Source organism: Pseudomonas neuropathica, from assembly GCF_051174785.1.
Taxonomy (GTDB): domain Bacteria; phylum Pseudomonadota; class Gammaproteobacteria; order Pseudomonadales; family Pseudomonadaceae; genus Aquipseudomonas; species Aquipseudomonas neuropathica_A.
Genome location: NZ_CP195111.1, coordinates 3,791,001 through 3,812,364 on the forward strand (window position 1 = coordinate 3,791,001; position 21,364 = coordinate 3,812,364).

General features: G+C 60.0%; 21 protein-coding genes and 1 pseudogene. 8 read left to right on the forward strand and 14 right to left on the reverse strand.

Annotation, left to right across the window (positions count from 1 at the left end):
* Nucleotides 1-77: 77 nt before the first annotated feature.
* The 5 genes from ACRRSD_RS17265 to ACRRSD_RS17285 all read left to right on the forward strand — a co-directional run bounded on the left by ACRRSD_RS17265 (nucleotide 78) and on the right by ACRRSD_RS17285 (nucleotide 7,398).
* Nucleotides 78-1,862: a glucan biosynthesis protein G gene (locus ACRRSD_RS17265; protein ID WP_435034403.1), complete on the forward strand. Its 1,785-nt coding sequence runs from the start codon at nucleotides 78-80 to the stop codon at nucleotides 1,860-1,862.
* Complete coding sequence (mdoH, locus tag ACRRSD_RS17270) at nucleotides 1,855-4,425, forward strand: glucans biosynthesis glucosyltransferase MdoH (RefSeq protein ID WP_095120741.1); 2,571 nt, start codon at nucleotides 1,855-1,857, stop codon at nucleotides 4,423-4,425. Before ACRRSD_RS17265 ends, mdoH begins: the two co-directional genes overlap by 8 nt.
* Nucleotides 4,426-4,783: 358 nt before the next feature.
* Nucleotides 4,784-5,581, forward strand: a complete 798-nt coding sequence (locus ACRRSD_RS17275) for a transporter substrate-binding domain-containing protein (protein WP_034152980.1) — start codon at nucleotides 4,784-4,786, stop codon at nucleotides 5,579-5,581.
* A 130-nt stretch (nucleotides 5,582-5,711) separates the two neighbouring features.
* A complete protein-coding gene (locus ACRRSD_RS17280) occupies nucleotides 5,712-6,671 on the forward strand; it encodes an amino acid ABC transporter permease (RefSeq protein WP_134178401.1) in 960 nt (319 codons plus the stop codon).
* Nucleotides 6,664-7,398 (forward strand): ATP-binding cassette domain-containing protein, encoded by a 735-nt coding sequence (locus ACRRSD_RS17285; RefSeq protein ID WP_016984608.1) that lies wholly within the window; start codon nucleotides 6,664-6,666, stop codon nucleotides 7,396-7,398. The genes ACRRSD_RS17280 and ACRRSD_RS17285 overlap by 8 nt, the downstream gene beginning before the upstream one ends.
* 132 nt (nucleotides 7,399-7,530) lie before the next feature.
* Here ACRRSD_RS17285 and ACRRSD_RS17290 read toward each other — a convergent pair whose 3' ends face one another.
* The 11 genes and pseudogenes from ACRRSD_RS17290 to ubiE form a co-directional block, all read right to left on the reverse strand.
* Complete coding sequence (locus ACRRSD_RS17290) at nucleotides 7,531-8,403, reverse strand: methyl-accepting chemotaxis protein (RefSeq protein ID WP_435038515.1); 873 nt, start codon at nucleotides 8,401-8,403, stop codon at nucleotides 7,531-7,533.
* A pseudogene (locus tag ACRRSD_RS17295) lies at nucleotides 8,386-9,447 on the reverse strand (methyl-accepting chemotaxis protein); the annotation flags it as partial. The gene ACRRSD_RS17290 and the pseudogene ACRRSD_RS17295, both read right to left, overlap by 18 nt.
* A 203-nt stretch (nucleotides 9,448-9,650) precedes the next feature.
* On the reverse strand, nucleotides 9,651-10,358 hold the full coding sequence (locus ACRRSD_RS17300) for a 16S rRNA (uracil(1498)-N(3))-methyltransferase (RefSeq protein WP_435034404.1): 708 nt from the start codon (nucleotides 10,356-10,358) through the stop codon (nucleotides 9,651-9,653).
* Nucleotides 10,355-11,146: a twin-arginine translocase subunit TatC gene (gene tatC, locus ACRRSD_RS17305; RefSeq protein WP_007909342.1), complete on the reverse strand. Its 792-nt coding sequence runs from the start codon at nucleotides 11,144-11,146 to the stop codon at nucleotides 10,355-10,357. Before tatC ends, ACRRSD_RS17300 begins: the two co-directional genes overlap by 4 nt.
* A complete protein-coding gene (tatB, locus tag ACRRSD_RS17310) occupies nucleotides 11,143-11,586 on the reverse strand; it encodes a Sec-independent protein translocase protein TatB (protein ID WP_435034405.1) in 444 nt (147 codons plus the stop codon). Before tatB ends, tatC begins: the two co-directional genes overlap by 4 nt.
* 10 nt (nucleotides 11,587-11,596) lie before the next feature.
* Complete coding sequence (locus ACRRSD_RS17315) at nucleotides 11,597-11,878, reverse strand: twin-arginine translocase TatA/TatE family subunit (protein ID WP_003220847.1); 282 nt, start codon at nucleotides 11,876-11,878, stop codon at nucleotides 11,597-11,599.
* 25 nt (nucleotides 11,879-11,903) lie between these two features.
* The gene (locus ACRRSD_RS17320; protein ID WP_003220849.1) at nucleotides 11,904-12,236 is read right to left on the reverse strand and encodes a phosphoribosyl-ATP diphosphatase; all 333 of its coding nucleotides are present in this window, start codon (nucleotides 12,234-12,236) and stop codon (nucleotides 11,904-11,906) included.
* Nucleotides 12,229-12,630: a phosphoribosyl-AMP cyclohydrolase gene (gene hisI, locus ACRRSD_RS17325; protein WP_064117075.1), complete on the reverse strand. Its 402-nt coding sequence runs from the start codon at nucleotides 12,628-12,630 to the stop codon at nucleotides 12,229-12,231. Before hisI ends, ACRRSD_RS17320 begins: the two co-directional genes overlap by 8 nt.
* 81 nt (nucleotides 12,631-12,711) lie before the next feature.
* Nucleotides 12,712-14,316: a ubiquinone biosynthesis regulatory protein kinase UbiB gene (gene ubiB / locus ACRRSD_RS17330; RefSeq protein ID WP_435034406.1), complete on the reverse strand. Its 1,605-nt coding sequence runs from the start codon at nucleotides 14,314-14,316 to the stop codon at nucleotides 12,712-12,714.
* Nucleotides 14,313-14,936 (reverse strand): ubiquinone biosynthesis accessory factor UbiJ, encoded by a 624-nt coding sequence (locus tag ACRRSD_RS17335; protein ID WP_123592979.1) that lies wholly within the window; start codon nucleotides 14,934-14,936, stop codon nucleotides 14,313-14,315. The genes ubiB and ACRRSD_RS17335 overlap by 4 nt, the downstream gene beginning before the upstream one ends.
* Nucleotides 14,936-15,706 (reverse strand): bifunctional demethylmenaquinone methyltransferase/2-methoxy-6-polyprenyl-1,4-benzoquinol methylase UbiE, encoded by a 771-nt coding sequence (ubiE, locus tag ACRRSD_RS17340; protein ID WP_008080626.1) that lies wholly within the window; start codon nucleotides 15,704-15,706, stop codon nucleotides 14,936-14,938. Before ubiE ends, ACRRSD_RS17335 begins: the two co-directional genes overlap by 1 nt.
* Nucleotides 15,707-15,860: 154 nt before the next feature.
* Here ubiE and ACRRSD_RS17345 point away from each other — a divergent pair, with 154 nt between their 5' ends.
* The 3 genes from ACRRSD_RS17345 to ACRRSD_RS17355 all read left to right on the forward strand — a co-directional run bounded on the left by ACRRSD_RS17345 (nucleotide 15,861) and on the right by ACRRSD_RS17355 (nucleotide 17,727).
* Nucleotides 15,861-16,136, forward strand: a complete 276-nt coding sequence (locus ACRRSD_RS17345) for a polyhydroxyalkanoic acid system family protein (protein ID WP_122599417.1) — start codon at nucleotides 15,861-15,863, stop codon at nucleotides 16,134-16,136.
* Between the two features lie 234 nt (nucleotides 16,137-16,370).
* A complete protein-coding gene (locus ACRRSD_RS17350) occupies nucleotides 16,371-16,793 on the forward strand; it encodes a phasin family protein (RefSeq protein WP_435034407.1) in 423 nt (140 codons plus the stop codon).
* Between the two features lie 10 nt (nucleotides 16,794-16,803).
* The gene (locus tag ACRRSD_RS17355; RefSeq protein WP_435034408.1) at nucleotides 16,804-17,727 is read left to right on the forward strand and encodes a phasin family protein; all 924 of its coding nucleotides are present in this window, start codon (nucleotides 16,804-16,806) and stop codon (nucleotides 17,725-17,727) included.
* A 254-nt stretch (nucleotides 17,728-17,981) separates the two neighbouring features.
* Here the strand turns inward: ACRRSD_RS17355 and ACRRSD_RS17360 are convergent, their stop codons facing one another.
* From ACRRSD_RS17360 to phaZ, 3 genes are all read right to left on the reverse strand, one after another.
* Nucleotides 17,982-18,602, reverse strand: coding sequence for a TetR/AcrR family transcriptional regulator (locus ACRRSD_RS17360; RefSeq protein WP_150650011.1), 621 nt, complete (start codon nucleotides 18,600-18,602; stop codon nucleotides 17,982-17,984).
* A gap of 30 nt (nucleotides 18,603-18,632) precedes the next feature.
* Nucleotides 18,633-20,315, reverse strand: coding sequence for a class II poly(R)-hydroxyalkanoic acid synthase (phaC, locus tag ACRRSD_RS17365; RefSeq protein ID WP_435034409.1), 1,683 nt, complete (start codon nucleotides 20,313-20,315; stop codon nucleotides 18,633-18,635).
* Between the two features lie 139 nt (nucleotides 20,316-20,454).
* On the reverse strand, nucleotides 20,455-21,309 hold the full coding sequence (phaZ, locus tag ACRRSD_RS17370; protein WP_034152967.1) for a poly(3-hydroxyalkanoate) depolymerase: 855 nt from the start codon (nucleotides 21,307-21,309) through the stop codon (nucleotides 20,455-20,457).
* Nucleotides 21,310-21,364: the final 55 nt, after the last annotated feature.

Below are 21,364 nucleotides of genomic sequence, written 5' to 3' on the forward strand. Positions count from 1 at the left end.
TTCATCTGGCCGTTGGTTTTTTGATCTGTTTTCGGCGAGGGTTGCTCGTGATTGTTAGTCCCTGTAATGCAGCAAAAATGTCTGCCAAACGCATGCGAAGTGCCCTGGTAGCGGGTTCGGCGCTCCTGTGCCTGCTCAGCGCCGGCCAGCTTTGGGCGTTCAATCTTGACGATGTATCGGCGAAGGCTAAAGAACTGGCCGGGCAGAAATTCGAAGCCCCGCGCAGCAACCTGCCGAACGAATTCCGCGACATGAAGTTCGCGGATTATCAGAAAATCCGCTTCCTCACCGAAAAGGCTGAGTGGGCTGATCAGAAGACCCCGTTCAAATTGTCTTTCTATCACCAGGGTATGCACTTCGATACGCCGGTGAAAATCAACGAAATCACGGCGAACACCGTCGAAGAGATCAAATACGATCCGACTCGCTTCGATTTCGGCGATCTGAAATTCGATCCGAAAGCCACCGAACAACTGGGTTATGCCGGTTTCCGTGTGCTTTACCCGATCAACAAGGCCGACAAGCAAGACGAAATCATGACCATGCTCGGCGCGAGTTACTTCCGCGTTGTCGGCAAGGGCCACACCTACGGCCTCTCGGCCCGTGGTCTGGCGATTGATACCGCGCTGCCGTCGGGTGAAGAATTCCCGCGTTTCCGCGAGTTCTGGATTCAACAGCCGAAGCCGGGCGACAAGCACCTGGTGATCTTCGCCCTGCTGGATTCGCCGCGTGCTACCGGTGCCTACCGTCTGATCCTGCGTCCGGGCAGCGACACCATTGTCGACGTCAAAGCGCAGATGTTCCTGCGTGACAAGGTTGGCAAACTGGGCATCGCGCCGCTGACCAGCATGTTCCTGTTCGGCGCCAACCAGCCGTCGAAAGTCCTCAACTACCGTCGTGAACTGCATGACTCCAGCGGGCTGTCGATCCATGCCGGCAACGGCGAGTGGATCTGGCGTCCACTGAACAACCCGAAACACTTGGCCGTGAGCAACTTCAGCGTCGAGAACCCGCGTGGTTTCGGTCTGCTGCAACGTGGCCGCGACTTCAGCCACTACGAAGACCTCGACGACCGCTACGACAAGCGCCCAAGCGCCTGGATCGAGCCGAAGGGCGAGTGGGGCAAGGGCACCGTTGATCTGGTAGAGATTCCGACTGCCGATGAAACCAACGACAACATCGTTGCGTTCTGGAGCCCGGAAAAAATGCCGGAGCCGGGTCAGCCGCTGGACTTCGCTTACCGCATGCACTGGACCATGGACGAAGCGGCGATTCACGCGCCGGACAGCGCCTGGGTTTCGCAGACTCTGCGTTCGACCGGTGACGTCAAGCAATCGAACCTGATCCGTCAGCCGGATGGCAGCGTTGCTTATCTGGTCGACTTCGAAGGTCCATCGCTGGCCGCCCTGGCACCGGATGCCGACGTGCGCAGTCAGGTCAGTGTCGGCGACAACGCCGAACTGGTTGAGAACAGCGTGCGCTACAACCCGGAAACCAAAGGCTGGCGCTTGACCCTGCGGATGAAGATCAAGGACGCGAGCAAGTCGACCGAGATGCGTGCCGCTCTGGTGCAGCCAGTCGTCACGGCTGATCTGGCCAAGTCTTCGGTGCCGGCGTCCAACTCGTCCGTTGCCAAGGCCGACAAGGTTGCCGCCAAGCAACAAGAGAAAATCGACAAGGAAGCCAAGGCAGCCGAGGCCAAACAGGCCGACGCCAAGCCAGCTGCAGATGCCAAGGACAAGGCCAACAAAGACGCCAAGCAGCCAGTTGCTGCCGACGCGGCCCCAGCCACACCGGAATCGGCGCCGACTGAAGAAGTCCTGACCGAGACCTGGAGCTATCAGTTGCCTGCCGATGAGTAACTCTCAAGTACAGCCAGAGACTTTGTCCGAGTATCTGGCGCATCTGCCGATGACCGACGAGCAGCGCGCGGAACTCGCGGGCTGCCAGTCGTTCAGCGAGCTGCATGAACGCCTGTCGTCCTCGACGTTCGACGCCCCTGCCGAAGCCGCCCAGGCTTCGGTGGGCAAGCGCCTGACTCTGAGCACCGCCGAAGAACTTGAAGACGCGGAGATGCTGGTGCTCGACGCCAGTGGTCGCGTCAGCATGAAGGCGACGCCGCCGATCCGTCGGACCAAGGTCGTGCCGGAGCCGTGGCGCACCAATATTCTGGTGCGCGGCTGGCGCCGTATGACCGGCCGCACCAACCCGCCGCAACCGCCGAAAGACGAAAATGTCTTGCCGGCCGCGCGCTGGCGCACCGTTGGTTCGATTCGTCGCTACATTCTGTTGCTGCTGATGCTCGGCCAGACCATCGTCGCCGGCTGGTACATGAAAGGCATCATGCCGTACCAGGGCTGGTCGTTCGTTGATCTGGAAGAAGTCCTGCACCAGCCGCTGCTGCAAACCGCCACGCAAGTGCTGCCGTATGCGCTGCAAACCAGCATCCTGATTCTGTTCGGAATTTTGTTCTGCTGGGTATCGGCCGGTTTCTGGACCGCGTTGATGGGCTTTCTCGAGTTGCTCACCGGTCATGATAAATACCGTATCTCCGGCAAAAGCGCCGGCAACGAGCCGATTGCCAAAGACGCGCGTACCGCGCTGGTCATGCCGATCTGCAACGAAGACGTGCCGCGCGTGTTCGCCGGTTTGCGCGCTACGTTCGAGTCGGTGGCTGCCACCGGTGATCTGGATCGTTTCGACTTCTTCGTTCTCAGCGACAGTAACGACACCGACATCTGTGTGGCCGAGCAACAGGCCTGGCTGGACGTCTGCCGCGAAGCCAAAGGCTTCGGCAAGATCTTCTACCGCCGCCGTCGTCGTCGGGTGAAACGCAAGAGCGGCAACCTCGACGACTTCTGCCGTCGTTGGGGCGGTGACTACAAGTACATGGTCGTGCTCGACGCCGACTCGGTGATGAGCGGCGAGTGCCTGACCAGTCTGGTGCGCTTGATGGAAGCCACGCCGGACGCCGGGATTATCCAGACCGCGCCGCGTGCGTCGGGTATGGATACGCTGTATGCGCGTATGCAGCAGTTTGCGACCCGTGTTTACGGCCCGCTGTTTACCGCCGGTCTGCACTTCTGGCAGTTGGGTGAATCCCACTACTGGGGGCACAACGCGATCATCCGCATGAAGCCGTTTATCGACCACTGCGCCTTGGCGCCGTTGCCGGGTAAAGGTGCTTTCTCCGGTGCGATTCTGTCTCACGACTTCGTTGAAGCCGCGCTGATGCGCCGTGCCGGTTGGGGCGTGTGGATTGCCTATGACTTGCCGGGCAGCTACGAAGAATTGCCGCCGAACCTGCTCGACGAACTCAAGCGTGACCGTCGCTGGTGCCACGGCAACCTGATGAACTTCCGTCTGTTCCTGGTCAAAGGCATGCACCCGGTGCACCGTGCGGTGTTCCTCACCGGCGTGATGTCGTACCTGTCGGCGCCGTTGTGGTTCTTCTTTCTGGTGTTGTCGACCGCGCTGCTGGCGGTGAACACGCTGATGGAGCCGCAGTACTTCCTTGAACCGCGTCAGCTCTATCCGCTGTGGCCGCAATGGCACCCGGACAAGGCAATCGCGCTGTTCTCGACGACCATCGTGCTGCTGTTCCTGCCGAAGCTGTTGAGCATCATCCTGATCTGGGCCAAGGGCGCGAAAGAGTTCGGTGGCAAGTTCAAGGTGACCCTGTCGATGTTGCTGGAGATGCTGTTCTCCATGCTGCTGGCGCCGGTGCGGATGATTTTCCACACCCGTTTCGTCCTCGCTGCATTCCTTGGCTGGGCCGCGACCTGGAACTCGCCGCAGCGTGACGACGACTCGACGCCTTGGAGCGAGGCGGTCAAACGCCACGGTCCGCAGACCCTGCTGGGTTTCTGCTGGGCGCTGCTGGTGATCTGGCTGAACCCGAGCTTCCTCTGGTGGCTGGTGCCGATCGTCGGTTCGCTGATGCTGTCGATTCCGGTGTCGGTGATTTCCAGCCGCGTTGGTCTGGGCCTGAAGTCTCGTGACGAGAGCCTGTTCCTCATTCCTGAGGAATACAATCCGCCACAGGCGCTGCTGGCGACTGACCAGTACACCCACGAAAATCGTTACCACGCCCTCAACGACGGCTTTGTCCGCGCGGTGGTCGACCCACAGCAGAACGCTTTGGCGTGCTCGCTGGCGACCTCGCGTCACGGTCAGGCCGAGCCGATCGAGTGGCTGCGTCAGGAACGTGTGCGTCACGCGATCAAGGTTGGCCCGGCCGGGCTGAATAATCATGATCGCTTGCAACTGCTGAGCGACCCTGTGGCGCTGGCGCGTCTGCATGAGCAGGTTTGGGCCGAAGGTCACGCCGAGTGGCTGGATGCGTGGCGGGCGTCGGTGAAGGCCGATCCGCATGCACCGTTGCTGCCGCTGCGACCGGTGAGCCTGCAGGCGCAACCGGCCTGATAAAGAAACCCCGCGATGTTGCGGGGTTTTTTTTGACCTGCTGAAAAGCCCTCACCCTAGCCCTCTCCCGGAGGGAGAGGGGACTGACCGAGTTGGATGTTCGAGTTACACCGACCTGAGATATCGAGTCGAACTCAAGTTTTGAATATTCCCCGATCTGCTCCCTTTCCCCCTCGCCCCCTTGGGGGAGAGGGTTGGGGTGAGGGGGTAGCTCTTGATTGTTAAACAAATCGTCCATTAAACCTTGTGCAAAAAAACGAGTGCGTTAGCATCCGTCCCCGAATTGGCGCACCCGGGCTTTTTTGCCTGTCTCTGTTGGTTTTCGCGCCGCACACGCAATGGTTTTGGGGACTTGAAGATGAAGAAGTATCTGTCGATGCTGCTGGTCGGCGTCACGGCACTGGTTGCAGTCAATGCGGCGCAGGCTGGCGCAATCGATGACGCGGTCAAGCGCGGCACGTTGAAAGTCGGTATGGATCCGACCTACATGCCGTTCGAAATGACCAACAAGCGCGGCGAAATCATCGGTTTCGAAGTCGACATCCTCAAAGCCATGTCCAAGGCCATGGGCGTCAAGCTGGAGCTGGTTTCCACCGGTTACGACGGCATCATTCCGGCGCTGATGACCGACAAGTTCGACATGATCGGCAGCGGCATGACCCTGACTCAGGAACGCAACCTGCGCCTGAACTTCAGCGAACCGTTCATCGTGGTCGGCCAGACCCTGCTGATCCGCAAAGAGCTGGAAGGCACCATCAAGTCGTACAAAGACCTGAACACCGCCGACTACCGCATCACCTCCAAGCTCGGCACCACCGGTGAGATGGTCGCCAAGAAGCTGATCTCCAAAGCCAAGTACCACGGCTACGACAACGAGCAGGAAGCCGTGCTCGACGTGGTCAACGGCAAGGCTGACGCCTTTATCTACGACGCGCCGTACAACGTTGTCGCGGTGACCAAGGTCGGCGCCGGCAAACTGGTGTTCCTCGACAAGCCGTTCACCTACGAGCCTTTGGCCTTCGGTCTGAAGAAGGGTGACTACGACAGCCTCAACTTCATCAACAACTTCCTGCACCAGATCCACGAAGACGGCACTTACGATCGCATCCATGACAAGTGGTTCAAGAGCACCGAGTGGCTCAAGGACATGGAATAACGCCGGTCTGCCAGACCGCGTCGCCCCTTTCGCGAGCAGGCTCGCTCCCACATTTGAAATGCATTCCAATGTGGGAGCGAGCCTGCTCGCGAAGAGGGCCTTGTAAGCAACACCAATTCCGGAACCTGCAATGAAACAGAAAAAAGCCCAATGGCCCTGGCACGTCCTCACCGTGCTGGTGCTGGTCGGCCTCGCGGGCGCGTTGTATTACGCGACGTCGCTGATGTCCTACGAATGGCGCTGGAACCGCGTGCCGCAGTACTTCGCCTATCAGGCCGAAGAAACCCAGCGCGCCACTGACATCTCCACCGTCACCGAACTCGTGCGCAAGGGCAGCAGCGCGCAAGTCACCCTGCGCAACGACGCCGGTGACGAGCAGCACCTGACCGTCGACGAGAACAGCCTGCAATTCGCTCAGGGCGACGATGTGGCCGAAGGTGATGTCGTGGGCGTGACCCGGCATTGGGCGGCAGGACCGCTGTTGTGGGGCCTGTGGACGACGCTTTGGCTGTCAGTGGTCTCTGGTGTACTCGGTCTGTTGATTGGTCTGGTCACCGGCCTGTGCCGTCTGTCGAGCAACCCGACCTTGCGCGACCTCTCGACGATCTACGTCGAACTGGTACGCGGCACACCACTGCTGGTGCAGATCTTCATTTTCTATTTCTTTATCGGCACGGTGATGAACCTGTCCCGCGAATTTGCCGGGATCGCCGCGCTGTCGCTGTTCACTGGCGCCTACGTGGCTGAGATCATCCGTTCCGGCGTGCAATCGATCGCCCGTGGCCAGAACGAAGCAGCGCGCTCGCTCGGCTTGAGCGCGGGCCAGTCGATGCGCCACGTGGTGCTGCCGCAAGCGTTCAAACGCGTGCTGCCGCCATTGGCCGGGCAGTTCATCAGTCTGGTCAAGGACACCTCGCTGGTGTCGGTGATCGCCATTACCGAGCTGCTGAAAAGCGGCCGTGAAGTCATCACCACGTCGTTCTCGCCGTTCGAGATTCTGTTCTGCGTCGCCGGACTGTACCTGTTGATCAACCTGCCGCTGTCGAAAATCGCCAGCCGGCTTGAGCGGAGGCTCGCGCAAAGTGATTGAAGTCCGCGATCTGGTAAAAGTCTTCGACACCCGCGGGCAAGTAGTGCGCGCGGTGGATAACGTCAGCACCACGGTGGCCAAGGGCGAAGTGCTGGTGGTGATCGGTCCGTCCGGTTCCGGAAAATCGACCTTCCTGCGCTGTCTCAATGGCCTGGAAGAATTCGATTCTGGCTCGGTAAGCATCGACGGCCTGCAACTGGCCGACCCGAAAACCGACGTCAACGCCTACCGTCGCGAAGTCGGCATGGTCTTTCAGCATTTCAACCTGTTCCCGCACATGACCGTGCTGGAAAACCTCTGTCTGGCGCAGAAAGTCGTGCGCAAGCGCGGCAAGAAAGAGCGCGAAGCCAAGGCGATGGAGTTGCTGAAAAAGGTCGGTATTGCACAGAAGGCCAACGAGTTTCCGTCACGCCTGTCCGGCGGTCAGCAACAGCGCGTGGCAATCGCCCGGGCGCTGGCGATGGAGCCGAAGGTGATGTTGTTCGATGAGCCGACCTCGGCCCTCGACCCGGAAATGGTCGGTGAGGTGCTGGACGTGATGAAGAACCTGGCCGTGGAAGGCATGACCATGGTTTGTGTGACCCACGAGATGGGCTTTGCCCGGGAAGTGGCGGATCGGGTGTTGTTCTTTGATCACGGCAAGTTGCTGGAAGATGCCGCGCCGGCAGCGTTCTTCGATGCGCCGAAGGATCCGCGCGCTCAGGCTTTCTTGCGCCAGGTCCTGTAATTTCAGCGTCTCTCAGGACGCCTTCGCGAGCAGGCTCGCTCCCACAGTTGACCGAGTTGTCCAATGTGGGAGCGAGCCTGCTCGCGAATAGCATCACCTCGGTTCAGGGCGAACCGAGGTGGATGAATCACTTCAAACCTTGAATCGGCCCACCAGCATCTGCAGGTGGTTGCCAAGGCGCGCCAGCTCAACGCTGGAAGCCGCGGTCTCTTCACTCGCCGCCGAGGTCTGATCCGATACATCCCGCACATTCAGCACGCTACGGTTGATCTCTTCAGCTACCGCGCTTTGCTGCTCGGCCGCCGCGGCAATCTGCTGGTTCATCGCCTGAATCGCCGACACGGTACGAGTGATGCTTTCCAGCGAACCACCGGCGCGACGGGTCAACTCAACACTGCTGTCGGTGAGGGTGCGGCTGTTGTCCATGATCGTTGCGACTTGCTGGGTGCCGTTCTGCAGGCCGACGATCAGCTCTTCGATCTCTTCGGTGGACTTCTGCGTGCGCTGCGCGAGGCTGCGCACTTCGTCTGCCACCACGGCGAAACCACGCCCGGCTTCACCGGCACGCGCAGCCTCGATGGCGGCGTTGAGGGCCAGCAGGTTGGTTTGTTGGGCCACGGATTTGATCACGTCGAGGACGCTGCCGATCTTGTCGCTTTCGCGCTTCAGCTCGCCCATGGCCTCGGTGGAATGACCAACCTCAACCGCCAGACGCTCGATCTGCGCGATCGCTTCGCCGACAACTTTGTCGCCTTCACGGGCTTGTTGGTCAGCGGCGACGGCGGCTTCGGAAGCCTCCTCGGCGTTACGCGCAACTTCCTGCACGGTGGCGGCCATTTCGTTCATGGCGGTGGCGACCTGATCGGTCTCGATTTTCTGATTGTTGACCCCGGCGCTGGTCTGTTCGGTCACGGCCGAGAGTTCTTCGGCCGCGCTGGCAATCTGAGTGACGCCATCGCTGATGCCGCCCACCAGTTCACGCAGGCCCTGAGTCATGCTCTGCATCGAGCGTTGCAGTTGGCCGAGTTCGTCACGGCGCAGGGACACCAGGTTGTGGGTCAAGTCGCCAGCGGCCACGCGCTCGGCGACTTTCAGGGTCTGGTTCAGCGGGATGATGATCTGGCGGGTGATTGCCCAGGCGGCCAGCAGGCCGAAGGCCACGGCCAGAGCGGTGGCGATCAGCAGCAGGTTTTTGGCACGTGCGGCGTCAGTGTCCCGAACCACAGTCTGCGATTCAGTCAGTTTCTTGCTGACGGCGATCAAAATGTCGCCCTGAGCAGACATGTTGACCAGTGCTGCAGCGTTTTTTACTTGAGAATCACGGAATTGAGCCACGGCCGCACGGTAAGCCTTGAGCGAGTCGGTGGCTTGCTGCAGGTTGGCGATATGCTGATCTGGGACGCGGGACGGCAGACTTTCGAGGTTTTTCAGGGCATTGTCGATCGCGATCAGGGCGGGTTGCTCGGCATCGGCCTTGCCGCTGTAGGTGTAACCGCGCACCTGATATCGCGCTTGCTGCAGCAGTTTGCTCAGTTCGATCACCGCGTTGTATTGCGCGACGCTGTCGCCTTGCAGCAGCGCGCTCTCGACCTCGCCGACCTTGGCTACGGCATTGTCGGCATTGGCGCCTAGCTTGCTGCGTGCGTCTTCACGCTGCACGGTGGCCTGGGTCATTTCGCCGAAGGCACGCTTGTATTCGGCCACGGCAGCCAATTGTTGATCGACCATCGCCACATCAGACGGCTGCTCAATCATGCCGCGTGCCGATTGCAGGCCACTTTCGAGTTTGCTCAGGAATTCGTTGACCGTGCCCGGTCCCTGCTCGCCGCGACGCATGTCGTAGTCCATGCGCGCCAGGCGCAGGTCCTTGGTCAGCTCATTGAGGCTGGAGATAAAGCCGAGTTTGTCACCGCGGCTGATGATGCCGCTCATGCCGGTCCAGCCGGTGAAAGTGATCAACAGTGTCAGCAACAGCACCAGGCCGAAACCGATGCCCAGCTTGCGTTTAACGCTGACGTTTCCAAGACTCTCGGCTAACCAACGGTACATGCGACCACTCCCTTCGGACCACTAATTGGACTTATGGAGAAGGTATCGGCCGGATGATGGCAATCTGTAACGCCATTTATCCACCGGACCCGCACGGTATCAATGTAGGAGCTGCCGCAGGCTGCGATCTTTTGATCTTGCTTCTAAAAACAACATCAAAAGATCGCAGCCTGCGGCAGCTCCTACAGGGGAGCTGTGTTTGGTTAGAAGAGCCGGGCGAGGAGGGCGGTGACGGCGGTTTCGACGCGCAGGATGCGTTCGCCGAGTTGCACCGGTTGCAGGCCGGACTTGGCCAGCAAATCTATTTCGTAGGGGATCCAGCCACCTTCAGGGCCGATGGCCAGCGTCACCGGTTCGCTGAGCGCGCGCGGGCAGGGTGGGAAGTCGCCGGGATGGCCGACCAGGCCGAGGGTGCCATCGGTTATCGCCGGCAGCCGGTCTTCAACGAAAGGCTTGAAGCGCTTTTCGATGATGATTTCCGGCAGCACGGTGTCGCGCGCCTGTTCGAGGCCGAGTATCAGTTGCTCACGAATCGCCTCAGGCTCAAGAAACGGCGTCTGCCAGAAACTCTTCTCGACCCGATAGCTGTTGACCAGAATCAACTTTGGCACGCCCATGGTCGCCACGGTCTGGAACACACGACGGAGCATCTTCGGCCGCGGCAGCGCAAGCACGAGGGTCAACGGCAATTTGGCCGGTGGCGGCTGATCGAGGCTGACGCGCAGCTCGGCTTCACCCGCTTCGAGGCGCAGCAACTCGGCCGAACCCATCAGCCCATTGATCCGGCCAACGCGCAGGCTGTCACCGACTTCCGAACGGTGAACTTCCTGCATATGCGTCAGGCGTCGATCGCGCAGCACCACGCGGTCGGCCGCGATAAAGTCGGCCTCTTCGAGCAACAGCAGGTTCATGCCTGGGTCGCTGGCGGCTGGTCGTTGTGGTCGTCGGCCGGGTTCTCGTCCGGGCGTTCGCGCTTGCTGATCAGGCCACCGAACAGAATGCCGATTTCAAACAGCATCCACATCGGCACGGCCAGCAGGGTCTGCGAGAAGATGTCCGGCGGCGTCAGGATCATGCCGACCACGAAGCAGCCGATGATCACGTACGGGCGGATCTTCTTCAGATAGGCCACGTCGACCACGCCGATCCACACCAGCAGCACCACGGCGACCGGGATCTCGAACGCCACGCCGAAGGCAAAGAACAGCGTCATGACGAAATCAAGGTAGCTGGCGATGTCGGTCATCATTTCCACTCCGGCCGGGGTGGCCGCAGCGAAGAATTTGAAGATCAGCGGGAACACGAAGTAATAGGCGAACGCCATGCCGGTATAGAACAGTAAGATGCTGGAAACCAGCAGCGGCACTGCGATGCGCTTTTCATGCTTGTACAGGCCCGGCGCGATAAAGCCCCAGATCTGATGCAGGATTACCGGGATCGCGAGGAACAGCGAGACCATCATCGTCAGCTTCAGCGGCGTCAGGAACGGTGACGACACGTCGGTGGCGATCATCGTCGCGCCGACCGGCAGGTACTGGCGCAGCGGCGTCGAGACGAAGGTGTAGATCTGCTGGGTGAAGGCGAACAGCCCGGCGAAGATGATGAAGATCGCCGCCACACAACGCAGCAGGCGGGTGCGCAACTCAGTGAGGTGCGAAACCAGCGGCATGTGCTGGTCGTTTTCGGGGAGATCGCTCATGGGGCTCGCGGCGGCAGAGTAGGGTCTTGGGGCGCTGGTGTGATCGGCGCGGCAGTTGGAGCTACATGTTCAACTGAAGTGTCAGCAGCGGGCACTGGTTCTGTCGGCGCTACAACGGCAGCAGGTTCTGGTGTTGGAGCAGGCGCATGAATCGTCTGCTGACCCACATGCTCAACCGGCGTCGGTTCCTGTTGAACCGGATTGAAAATCTTCCGCGCCTCTTGCTCCAGCGACAGAATGTGCTCGTTGTGCAGTTGCCGACGAATCTCGTCGGCACCGATTTCACGTTCAACTTCCTGTTTGATCGCGTTGAAGCTGCGCTTCAGCCGTCCGACCCACAGGCCAGCGGTGCGCGCAGCGCCCGGCAGACGCTCGGGGCCCAGCACCAGCAGGGCGACGAGGCCGACGAGCAGCAGTTCAGAGAAGCTGATACCAAACATTAGTCAGTGCTCACACGTCTTTGCGGATCGGCTCTTCGACTTTCTGCGCCTGCACGTCAATGGTGTGCGGCGGGTTGGCCTGAGCGGTGGCTTGCGGCTGAACCGGTGGCACTGGCTGCGCAGGCGTTACGGTTGGATCAGCGGCCGGCTTCTCGTCGTCGTTCATGGCTTTGCGGAAGCCCTTGATCGACTCACCGACGTCGGTGCCGAGGTTTTTCAGTTTCTTGGTGCCGAACACCAGCACCACGACAACCAGAATGACGATCCAGTGTTTCCAGTCAAAAATGCCCATGTTGCTGTTCCTCTCTAAAAATTGTTCAAGCGGACGGACGCGAGGCTTTCTCGACGTGTCCGGACAGGCCGAAGCGACGATCCAGTTCATCCAGCACGGCCTGCGGATGCTGCCCCAGTTGGGCGAGCATGACCATGCTATGGAACCACAGGTCGGCGGTTTCGTAGATCACGTCGCTGCAGTCACCGCTGATGGCGGCGTCCTTGGCGGCAATAATGGTTTCGACCGACTCTTCGCCGACTTTCTCCAGAATCTTGTTCAAACCCTTGTGATACAGACTAGCCACATAGGAGCTGTCGGCGGCTGCGCCTTTGCGCTCTTCAAGTACCTGAGCGAGGCGGGTCAGGGTGTCACTCATGTTTGTGTCCTGCGGAATAGATGGCGTGCGGGTCTTTCAGGACCGGGTCGACGGTTTTCCAGTCGCCGTTTTCGAAGACACGGTAAAAGCAGCTTTGACGGCCGGTATGGCAAGCGATGTCGCCGATCTGTTCAACCATCAGGATGATCACGTCGGCGTCACAGTCCAGACGCATCTCATGCAGGGTCTGCACATGGCCGGACTCTTCGCCCTTGCGCCACAGCTTGCCACGGGAACGTGACCAGTAGATTGCACGGTTTTCCGCAGCGGTCAGTTCGAGCGCTTCGCGGTTCATCCAGGCCATCATCAGCACGCGTCCGGTCTTGTGATCCTGGGCAATCGCCGGCACCAGGCCATCAGCGTCCCACTTGATCTCGTCCAGCCAGTTGTTCATTTTCGACTCCGACAGCGAACCCCACACTTCAATAGTCGGGTTCAGGCATTGAAACAGTGTGCCAGCCGATCACGAAACTGGCTATCGGCGAACGACCAGATACAAGCCGACTGCCACCATGATTCCCGCCGGCCAATGCCCCAATTCGTGCAGCGGGCCACCGATGGCGAGGATCACCCCGCCGGCCAGATGCGCGCAACCGAGCAGGCGCAGGAACCAGTCGTCCTTGCGTTTGTGCCACGGTGGCGGCGGGTCATAGGCGTGCGGTTGCGACATGCGCTCGAGCAGATCGCGTGCCATATTCGCTAGGTGCGGCAGTTGTTCGAACTGGCTCTGCACGTTGCCGATCAAGGCTTTCGGGCTGACGCGCTCGCGCATCCAGCGTTCGAGGAACGGCTGCGCGGTGTTCCACAGATCCAGATCCGGATACAACTGACGGCCAAGGCCTTCGATGTTCAGCAGGGTCTTTTGCAGCAGCACCAGTTGCGGCTGCACTTCCATGTTGAAGCGTCGTGCGGTCTGGAACAGGCGCATCAGCACCTGGCCAAATGAAATATCTTTTAACGGTTTTTCGAAGATCGGTTCGCACACGGTGCGGATCGCCGCTTCGAATTCGTTGAGTTTGGTTTCCGCCGGCACCCAGCCCGAATCGATGTGCAGTTGCGCCACACGACGGTAGTCACGCTTGAAGAAGGCGAACAGGTTGCGCGCCAGATAGTCCTGGTCTTCCGGGGTCAGGCTGCCGACGATGCCGCAGTCGATCGCGATGTACTGCGGGCTCCACGGATTGACGGTGCTGACGAAGATGTTGCCCGGGTGCATGTCGGCGTGGAAGAAACTGTCGCGGAACACTTGGGTGAAGAAAATCTCGACACCGCGTTCGGCGAGCATTTTCATGTCGGTGCGCTGGTCGGCGAGGGTCGCCAGATCGGTGACCTGAATCCCGTAGATGCGCTCCATCACCAGCACTTTCGGCCGGCACCAGTCCCAATAGACTTGCGGCACATACAGCAGCGGCGAACCTTCGAAGTTGCGCTTCAACTGGCTGGCGTTGGCCGCCTCGCGCAGCAAATCGAGTTCGTCGTAGATGGTTTTTTCGTAGTCCTGCACCACGTCGACCGGGTGCAGCAGACGCGCGTCGGCCGAAAGTTTTTCAGCGGCGCGGGCGAGGATGAACAGCCACGCCAGATCCTGCGCGATGATCGGCTTCAGACCCGGACGGATCACCTTGACCACGACTTCTTCGCCGGTTTTCAGCTGCGCGGCATGTACCTGCGCCACCGATGCCGAAGCCAGCGGCTCAACGTCGAAACGGCTGAACACGTCGCTGATTTTTTTGCCCAGCTGTTCTTCGATCAGTTTGATCGACAGCTGCGAATCGAACGGCGGCACGCGGTCCTGCAGCAGCATCAGCTCATCGGCGATGTCTTCCGGCAGCAGGTCGCGGCGGGTCGAAAGGATCTGCCCGAACTTGATGAAAATCGGCCCGAGATCCTGCAACGCCAGACGCAGACGCGCGCCCCGGTTCAGCTCCAGCGGCTTGCGCGGGAACCAGCGCCACGGCAGCACATAGCGCAGCGCCAGGAGGAACCAGGGCAGAGGCAGATCGAACAGCAGGTCATCGAGGCGGTAGCGGATCACGACAGACTGGATGCGCAGCAGACGGCGGACGGCGAGCAGCTTCATGCGTTATCGCTTGGGTCGAGGGATCGGGAAAGGCGCTCGAAACGCGCCTCGAGACGTTCCAGATCAAGTTTGATCCGGTCCAGTTCGCTGAACCGCGCTTCGGCTTCGCGCTGCCCGACGAGGGTGCGCGATTCTTCGGCGAGGTATTCGGCGAGGTTCTGGTTGAGGCTGGCAAATCCTTGTTGATACCAGCGCGCGCGGCTGCGCAGGTGGCCGCCAATCAGCTGCGTGGCGACCGGGCCGAGCCAGCGCGAGAGTTCGTACTCCCAGTCCAGCTCTAGGTCTTGCAGCACACCGGCCAGCTCCAGCAGCACGCCACTGTCGCCATCGAGCTCGACTTCCGGGGCGTGCAGCACCGCGGTCTTGTCTTTGCTCACGGCCAGTTTGATCAGGCTGGAGGCCGGCGCGCGCAGGGTGCAGTCGACAGCGGTTTCCCAGTGCGAGGCCAGCATCAAACCTTCGTCGCTCGGCAGAATGAACAGTTGCAGCGCCGGGCTGCGGCAGTCGACGGCAATCACCTTGCCGGTCAAATGCGCCAACCGCGGCAACGCCGTGCTGTCGAGACGCAGCACCCGGTTGAGGCCGAGTTCAACGCTGGCGAGCAGCCCGGTGAGCAACATCAGGGCTTGATGCCACGGTGCAGGGCGACGATGCCTGCGGTCATGTTGTGATAGGTCACGCGGTCAAAACCGGCGTCGACCATCATCGACTTCAGGGTTTCCTGATTCGGATGCATGCGGATCGATTCGGCCAGGTAGCGATAACTTTCCGAGTCGTTGGTGATCAGCTTGCCCATCAGCGGCATGAAGGCGAACGAGTAAGCGTCGTAGGCTTTCGACATCAGCGCGTTGGTCGGCTTGGAGAATTCCAGCACCAGCAGGCGTCCGCCGGGCTTGAGCACGCGCAGCATCGAACGCAGGGCGTCTTCTTTATGCGTCACGTTGCGCAGGCCGAAGGCGATGGTCACGCAATCGAAATGGTTGTCCGGGAACGGCAGTTTTTCCGCGTCTGCCTGAACGAATTCGACGTTGCCGGCGACACCCAGATCCAGCAGGCGGTCACGACCGACCTTGAGCATCGATTCGTTGATGTCGGCCAAGACCACCTGACCGGTCGGGCCGACCAGGTGCGAGAATTTTTTGGTCAGGTCACCGGTACCGCCGGCGATGTCCAGCACGCGGTTACCGCTGCGCACGCCCGACAGTTCGATCGCGAAACGCTTCCACAGACGGTGCATGCCGCCCGACAGAAGGTCATTCATCAGGTCGTACTTGGCGGCCACCGAGTGGAAAACCTCAGCGACTTTTTCCGCTTTCTGGCTTTCCGGAACGTTTTTGAAGCCGAAGTGAGTGGTGGGTTCGGCATCGCTGCCTTTGCGCTGATCAGTCATATCGCTGTCACCAAAAGAGAATGCGCGACATTCTAATCCCCAAGCCATGCTTTGTCTTGGAATGGCTAAAGGTAAGATGGGCAACCTTCGGGACGATTTGCCGCAGCAGCGGTCAAGATTTACTGAGATCCATTCATAAAGCAGGAGTCATTCAATGGCCAAAATCAGTGTTGAGCGTGCCCACAACCTGGGTAAGGAAGCCGCCCGCGAGAAGGCCGACAAGCTGGCGCAAAAACTCTCCGAGCAATATGGCCTGGAGCCGCAATGGTCGGGCGACACGCTGAACCTCAAGCGCTCGGGCGTGAAAGGCGCGGTGCATGTGGCGGACGATTCGATCAAGGTCGACGTGGAACTGGGCATCATGATGTCGGCCATGAGCGGCATGATCAAAGCCGAGATCGAGAAAGCCCTCGACAAAGCCCTGGTCTGAAACACGATCCCCTGTAGGAGTGAGCCTGCTCGCGATAGCGGTCCGTCAGTCGACATCATTTTTTGACTGATACACCGCTATCGCGAGCAGGCTCACTCCTACATTTATTTTGTAGCGTTCCCTAGCTTTTATGTCAGTTGTTAGGGTGCCGTTTCTAATTTTTCTACCTACTTTGTGCCTGAGCCCGACACTTTCCCGGGCAGTTCCTCAAACCTTCTGCGCGTGAGGTGCACCATGGCCAAAGTTATTTTGAAGAAAAAAATCGACGCTTCGACAACCGCTCTGAGCGACGTCAAATCCTATGCCCGCAAGATCTGGCTGGCAGGCCTGGGTGCCTACGCCAAGGTCGGCCAAGAGGGCAGCGACTACTTTCAAGAGTTGATCAAGGCTGGTCAAACTGTTGAAAAGAAAGGCAAAAAAGCCGTTACCGAAAAACTCGAAGCGGCCAACGCCGAGATCGATGAAGCCAAGAGCGAAGTGAGTTCTTTCAAAGGTCGTGTCGAAGTTCAGCTCGACAAGGTCGAGAAGGCTTTCGACACCCGTGTTGCAAGCGCCTTGAATCGTATCGGCATTCCGTCTAAACATGACGTTGAGACACTCTCTGCTAAGCTCGATGAGCTGACGGCATTGCTCGAACGCGTCGCGCGTAAATCTTAAGGAGAACGGGATGGCTGGTAAAAAGAACACCGATAAAGAAGGCAGCTCGTGGATCGGGAAAGTCGAAGACTACTCCCGCAAAATCTGGCTGGCTGGTTTAGGCGTGTACTCGAAGATCGACACTGACGGCAGCAAGCTCTTCGATACATTGGTCAAAGACGGCGAGAAAGCCGAGAAGCTCACCAAGTCCGCAGTCGGCAAAAAAGTCGATGCGGCGAAGGACTCCGCTTCCTCGGCCAAGTCGCGCATCAGCGGCGTGAAAGATCGCGCACTGGGCAAGTGGGACGAGCTGGAAGGGGCTTTCGACAAGCGCCTGAACAGCGCGATCTCGCGCCTCGGTGTACCGAGCCGCAATGAAGTCAAAGCGCTCAATAGCAAGGTCGACACACTGACCAAACAGATCGAGAAGCTCACCGGTCTGAAGGCTCAACCTGTGGCGGCGAAAACCGCAGCAGCCAAACCGGCGGCGAAAACCGCAGCGGCCAAACCAGCGGCAAAATCCGCTGCCAAGCCACTGGCCAAAGCTGCCGCTAAACCTGCGGCAAAAGCCGCGGCCAAGCCTGCAGCCAAAACCGCAGCGGCCAAGCCAGCTGCTAAAGCTGCAGCCAAACCGGTTGCTGCCAAAGCCGCTGCGAAACCGGCAGCAAAACCTGCGGCCAAAACGGCAGCGAAACCAGCCGCCAAGCCAGCCGCGAAAACCGCGGCCGCCAAACCGGCTGCAAAGTCTGCGGCGAAACCCGCTGCGGCGAAGAAACCAGCGGTGAAAAAACCGGCCGCGCCGAAAGCCGCTGCGCCGAAGCCAGCAGCACCTGCTGCCGCCAAGCCGGCCACTCCGGCAGCTCCGGTAAGCGCGTCGAACTCCGCCGCGGCACCGACTCCGGTGGCTACCCCGACTGTTGCATCGACGCCGTCGACGCCAACCAGTCAGTCCTGATTCTTCAGGGCAAAACAAAACGCCCGGCCTGTGAAGGTCGGGCGTTTTTGTATCTGAATTCCAACAGCCCCTCACCCTAGCCCTCTCCCAGAGGGAGAGGGGACCGATTGGGGGATGCTTCAGCCTTACACCGACCTGAACGTGTCGTATTGAATCCATAATCGACTCGATTTTTAAGGTCACCGTGTAGCGCAAGACGATAAGGTCAGTCCCCTCTCCCTCTGGGAGAGGGCTAGGGTGAGGGGCTTTTGATTTCAGTCGTGATCTTCAAGGTACTGCAGGGCCATGCGTTCGGTGGCGACCTTAACCGGCGGCAGCAAGTGCGGCGCTACCAGCATCATGATCTGGTAAACAACCAGCCTGACCTCACCCTCACGATCCAGAATCCGCTGATAATCCAGCGAAAACAGCAGCGTCATGGTGATCTGCTCAACCAACTGCCCCAACGCCTGCGTATCACTGACCAACTGCCCCGAAGCCTTCAACCGCGCCAACAGCGACGCCAGCGTACGCTTCAGCGCATTGAGCAGATGTCGAATCCCCTTGGCCAGCTTCGGCAACCGCCCGGCCAGGTTCGACAGGTCCTGAAACAGAAACCGATACTGCGCCAGCCGCTCCACAATCAAATGCAAGAACAGCCAGTAATCTTCCGGCGCCAGTTCCACATCCGGCGGCGGATCGAGCAGTGGCGCCAGCTCATTCTGGAAGCGTTCGAACAACCCGAGAATCAGCGGTTCCTTGCCGTGGAAGTGGTAGTAGAGGTTGCCCGGGCTGATCCCCATTTCGTTGGCCACCTCCATGGTGGAGACGTTCGGCTCGCCCTTTTCGTTGAACAGTTGCAAAGCACATTCGAGAATCCGGTCGCGGGTTTTCATCCAGTCTTCTTAGAAAAGTTCGGTTAAGCGTCAGCGCACACGCACGTAAGTACCGGGCGCTGCCTCCATCGGTGGGTAGTTCGGGTTGCCCAAGGTGAACGAGGTTTCGTGCTGCGCCCCGGAACGCTGTTGAATCCACTCCAGCCACTGCGGCCACCAACTGCCATCTACGTGCTTGCCGTCGTAATACCAGGCGCGCGGGTCGCTGCTCATCTTGGCGTTCTCGACGTAGGCGGCTTTCGGGTTGCTCGGCGGGTTAAGGATGCTCTGCACATGGCCGCTGTTGGACAGCACGAAACGTCGCTCCCCGCCGAGCAGCAGGGTCGAGCGATACACCGCATCCCATGGGGTGATGTGGTCGTTCATGCCAGCCACGCTGAAGCTGTCGACGGTGACTTTCTGCAAATCGATCGGCGTGCCGCACACTTCCAGCCCGCCCGGATGGGTCAGCGGGTTGTGCTTGAAGAAGTCCAGCAAGTCCCCGTGAAACGCGGCGGGCAGGCGCGTGTTGTCATTGTTCCAGTAGAGGATGTCGAAGGCCGGCGGCTCTTTGCCCAACAGGTAGTTATTGACGAAATAGCTCCAGATCAGATCATTGGGGCGCATCCAGGCGAAGATCCTGGCCATGTCGCGACCGTCGAGCACGCCTTTCTGATAGGAACGACGCTTGGCGGCTTCGAGGGTCTGTTCATCGGCGAACAGCGTGGCCGGGGTTTCGATCTGGCTGTCGAGCAGGCTGACCAGATAGGTCGCGCTGGAGACGCGGCGCAGTTGCCGCTTGGCCTGCAAATGGCCTTGCAGGGCGGCGATGGTCAGCCCGCCAGCGCAAGCGCCCATCAGATTGACTTCGCGGGCGCCAGTGATCGCCCGGCAGATGTTCATCGCTTCTTCCACGGCTTCGACGTAGGTCGACAGGCCCCATTCGCGATGGCGCACATCGGGGTTGCGCCAACTGATCATGAACGTTTGCAGGCCATTCTTCAGTGCGTACTGGACGAAGCTGTTGTGCGGGCTCAGGTCGAAAATGTAGTACTTGTTGATTTGCGGCGGCACCACCAGCAGCGGCTTGGCGTACTGCTTTTCGCTCATCGGTCGGTACTGGATCAGCTCCAGCATCTCGTTGCGAAACACCACCGAGCCGGTGGTGGTGGCAACGGTCTTGCCGACCTCAAAGGCTTGTTTGGTCACCTGACGTGGCAGGCCGTCGTTGTGCAGCAAGTCATCGAACAGATGACTGAGGCCGCGGACCAGGCTGTGCCCGCCAGAGTTGAACAGTTCCTTGACCGCCAGCGGGTTGAGCAAGGTGTTCGACGGCGCCACCGCGTCGTTGAGCAAGGTAAAAGCGAAGTGCGCGCGGGCGCGATCGTCATCGCTCATGTTGCTTTCATCGATCCAGCTTTTGACCTGTTTTTGCCAGGCCAGATAGGCCTGCAGGCTGCGCCGGTAAAACGGGTTCAGGCTCCAAGCCGGATCGGCGAAACGGCTGTCGTTCGGATTGGTCGGGTGCAGGGTTTCGCCAAGCAGCACGCGGCCCAATTGGCCGCCAAGTTTCAAGGCATGCTTCGCACTGTGGATCGGATTGCGCAGACCGTGGGCGGCGACACTGCGCAAGGTGGAAATCAAATCCCGCCCACGCAAACCGGTGATCGCACTTTGTGCATTGATAAACACGGCGGGGCTGGGCACCACGCCCGTCGCTGGTTTGTCGCGCATGACTCAACACTCCTTCGTCTTCAGGCCAAAAACAAACTCACCGAACCAGAACACCATAGACGCTGTTGCGGGTTGCTGCCTGCGCGGCGTCCTGCCGCGCACTCTTTGTTAAAGCACTGCATAAAGCCTGCCGTCGGGATTAACCGCCGAGCGGAGTCGGATGCGGGTGCATCACCGCGCGCTGACGTTCCTCCTGGAGAAATTTCATGATGATCGGCGCCACCGCTTCGGCACGGGTAATCAGGAACAGATGACCGTCGTCGATGATGTGCAGTTGGGCGTTGGGAATGCGCCAGGCGAGCATGCGCATGTTGATCAGCGGGATCAGCGGATCGTCGTCGCCGGCCAGCACCAGCGTTGGCTGATGGATCTTGTGCAGCCAGTGAATGCTGGTCCAGCCGAGGCCGGCGAACAGTTGCCAGTAGTAACCGAGCTTGCCGGCGGAACGCACTTTTGCCGCGTGGCTGGCGGCCAGCGTCGGGTCGCGGCGGAACGAGCCGCCGTAGATCAGCGGCGCGATCCGAATCACGTGCGAAGGCTGGATGTAGCGCCGCGGACTGGCCATCATCCACAGCACTTTCGGTTTGCCCGGCACCATCACCGCACCGGCAGCAGTCGCCGCCAGCACCAGTTTCTTGCAGCGCTCGGGGTAATCGTAAGCGAACTGCTGCGCGAGGGCGCCGCCCCATGACACGCCGATGACGTTAACCTGACCGTAGTCGAGGTAATCGAGCATCCTCGACGTCAGCTTGGCCAGCCCGGGAAAGCGATACGGCCGGTTCGGCGTCGAAGAACCGCCGACACCGGGCACGTCGAAGGCGATCACTTCCAGATCCGGGTCCAGCGCCGCGACAAACGGAAACACCAGCTCCAGGTTGGCGCCGATGCCGTTGAAAATCAGCAAGGGCGTCAAGTGAGGCTTGCCGGGGCGTACCGCCGTGCGGAGGGTCTGGCCATCCAGATCGACGGTACGGAATATGAACGGTTGCGGCATGCTTCAGGCCCTGTGGATTTAAATTCACCACGCCCCGTGTAGGAGCTGCCGAAGG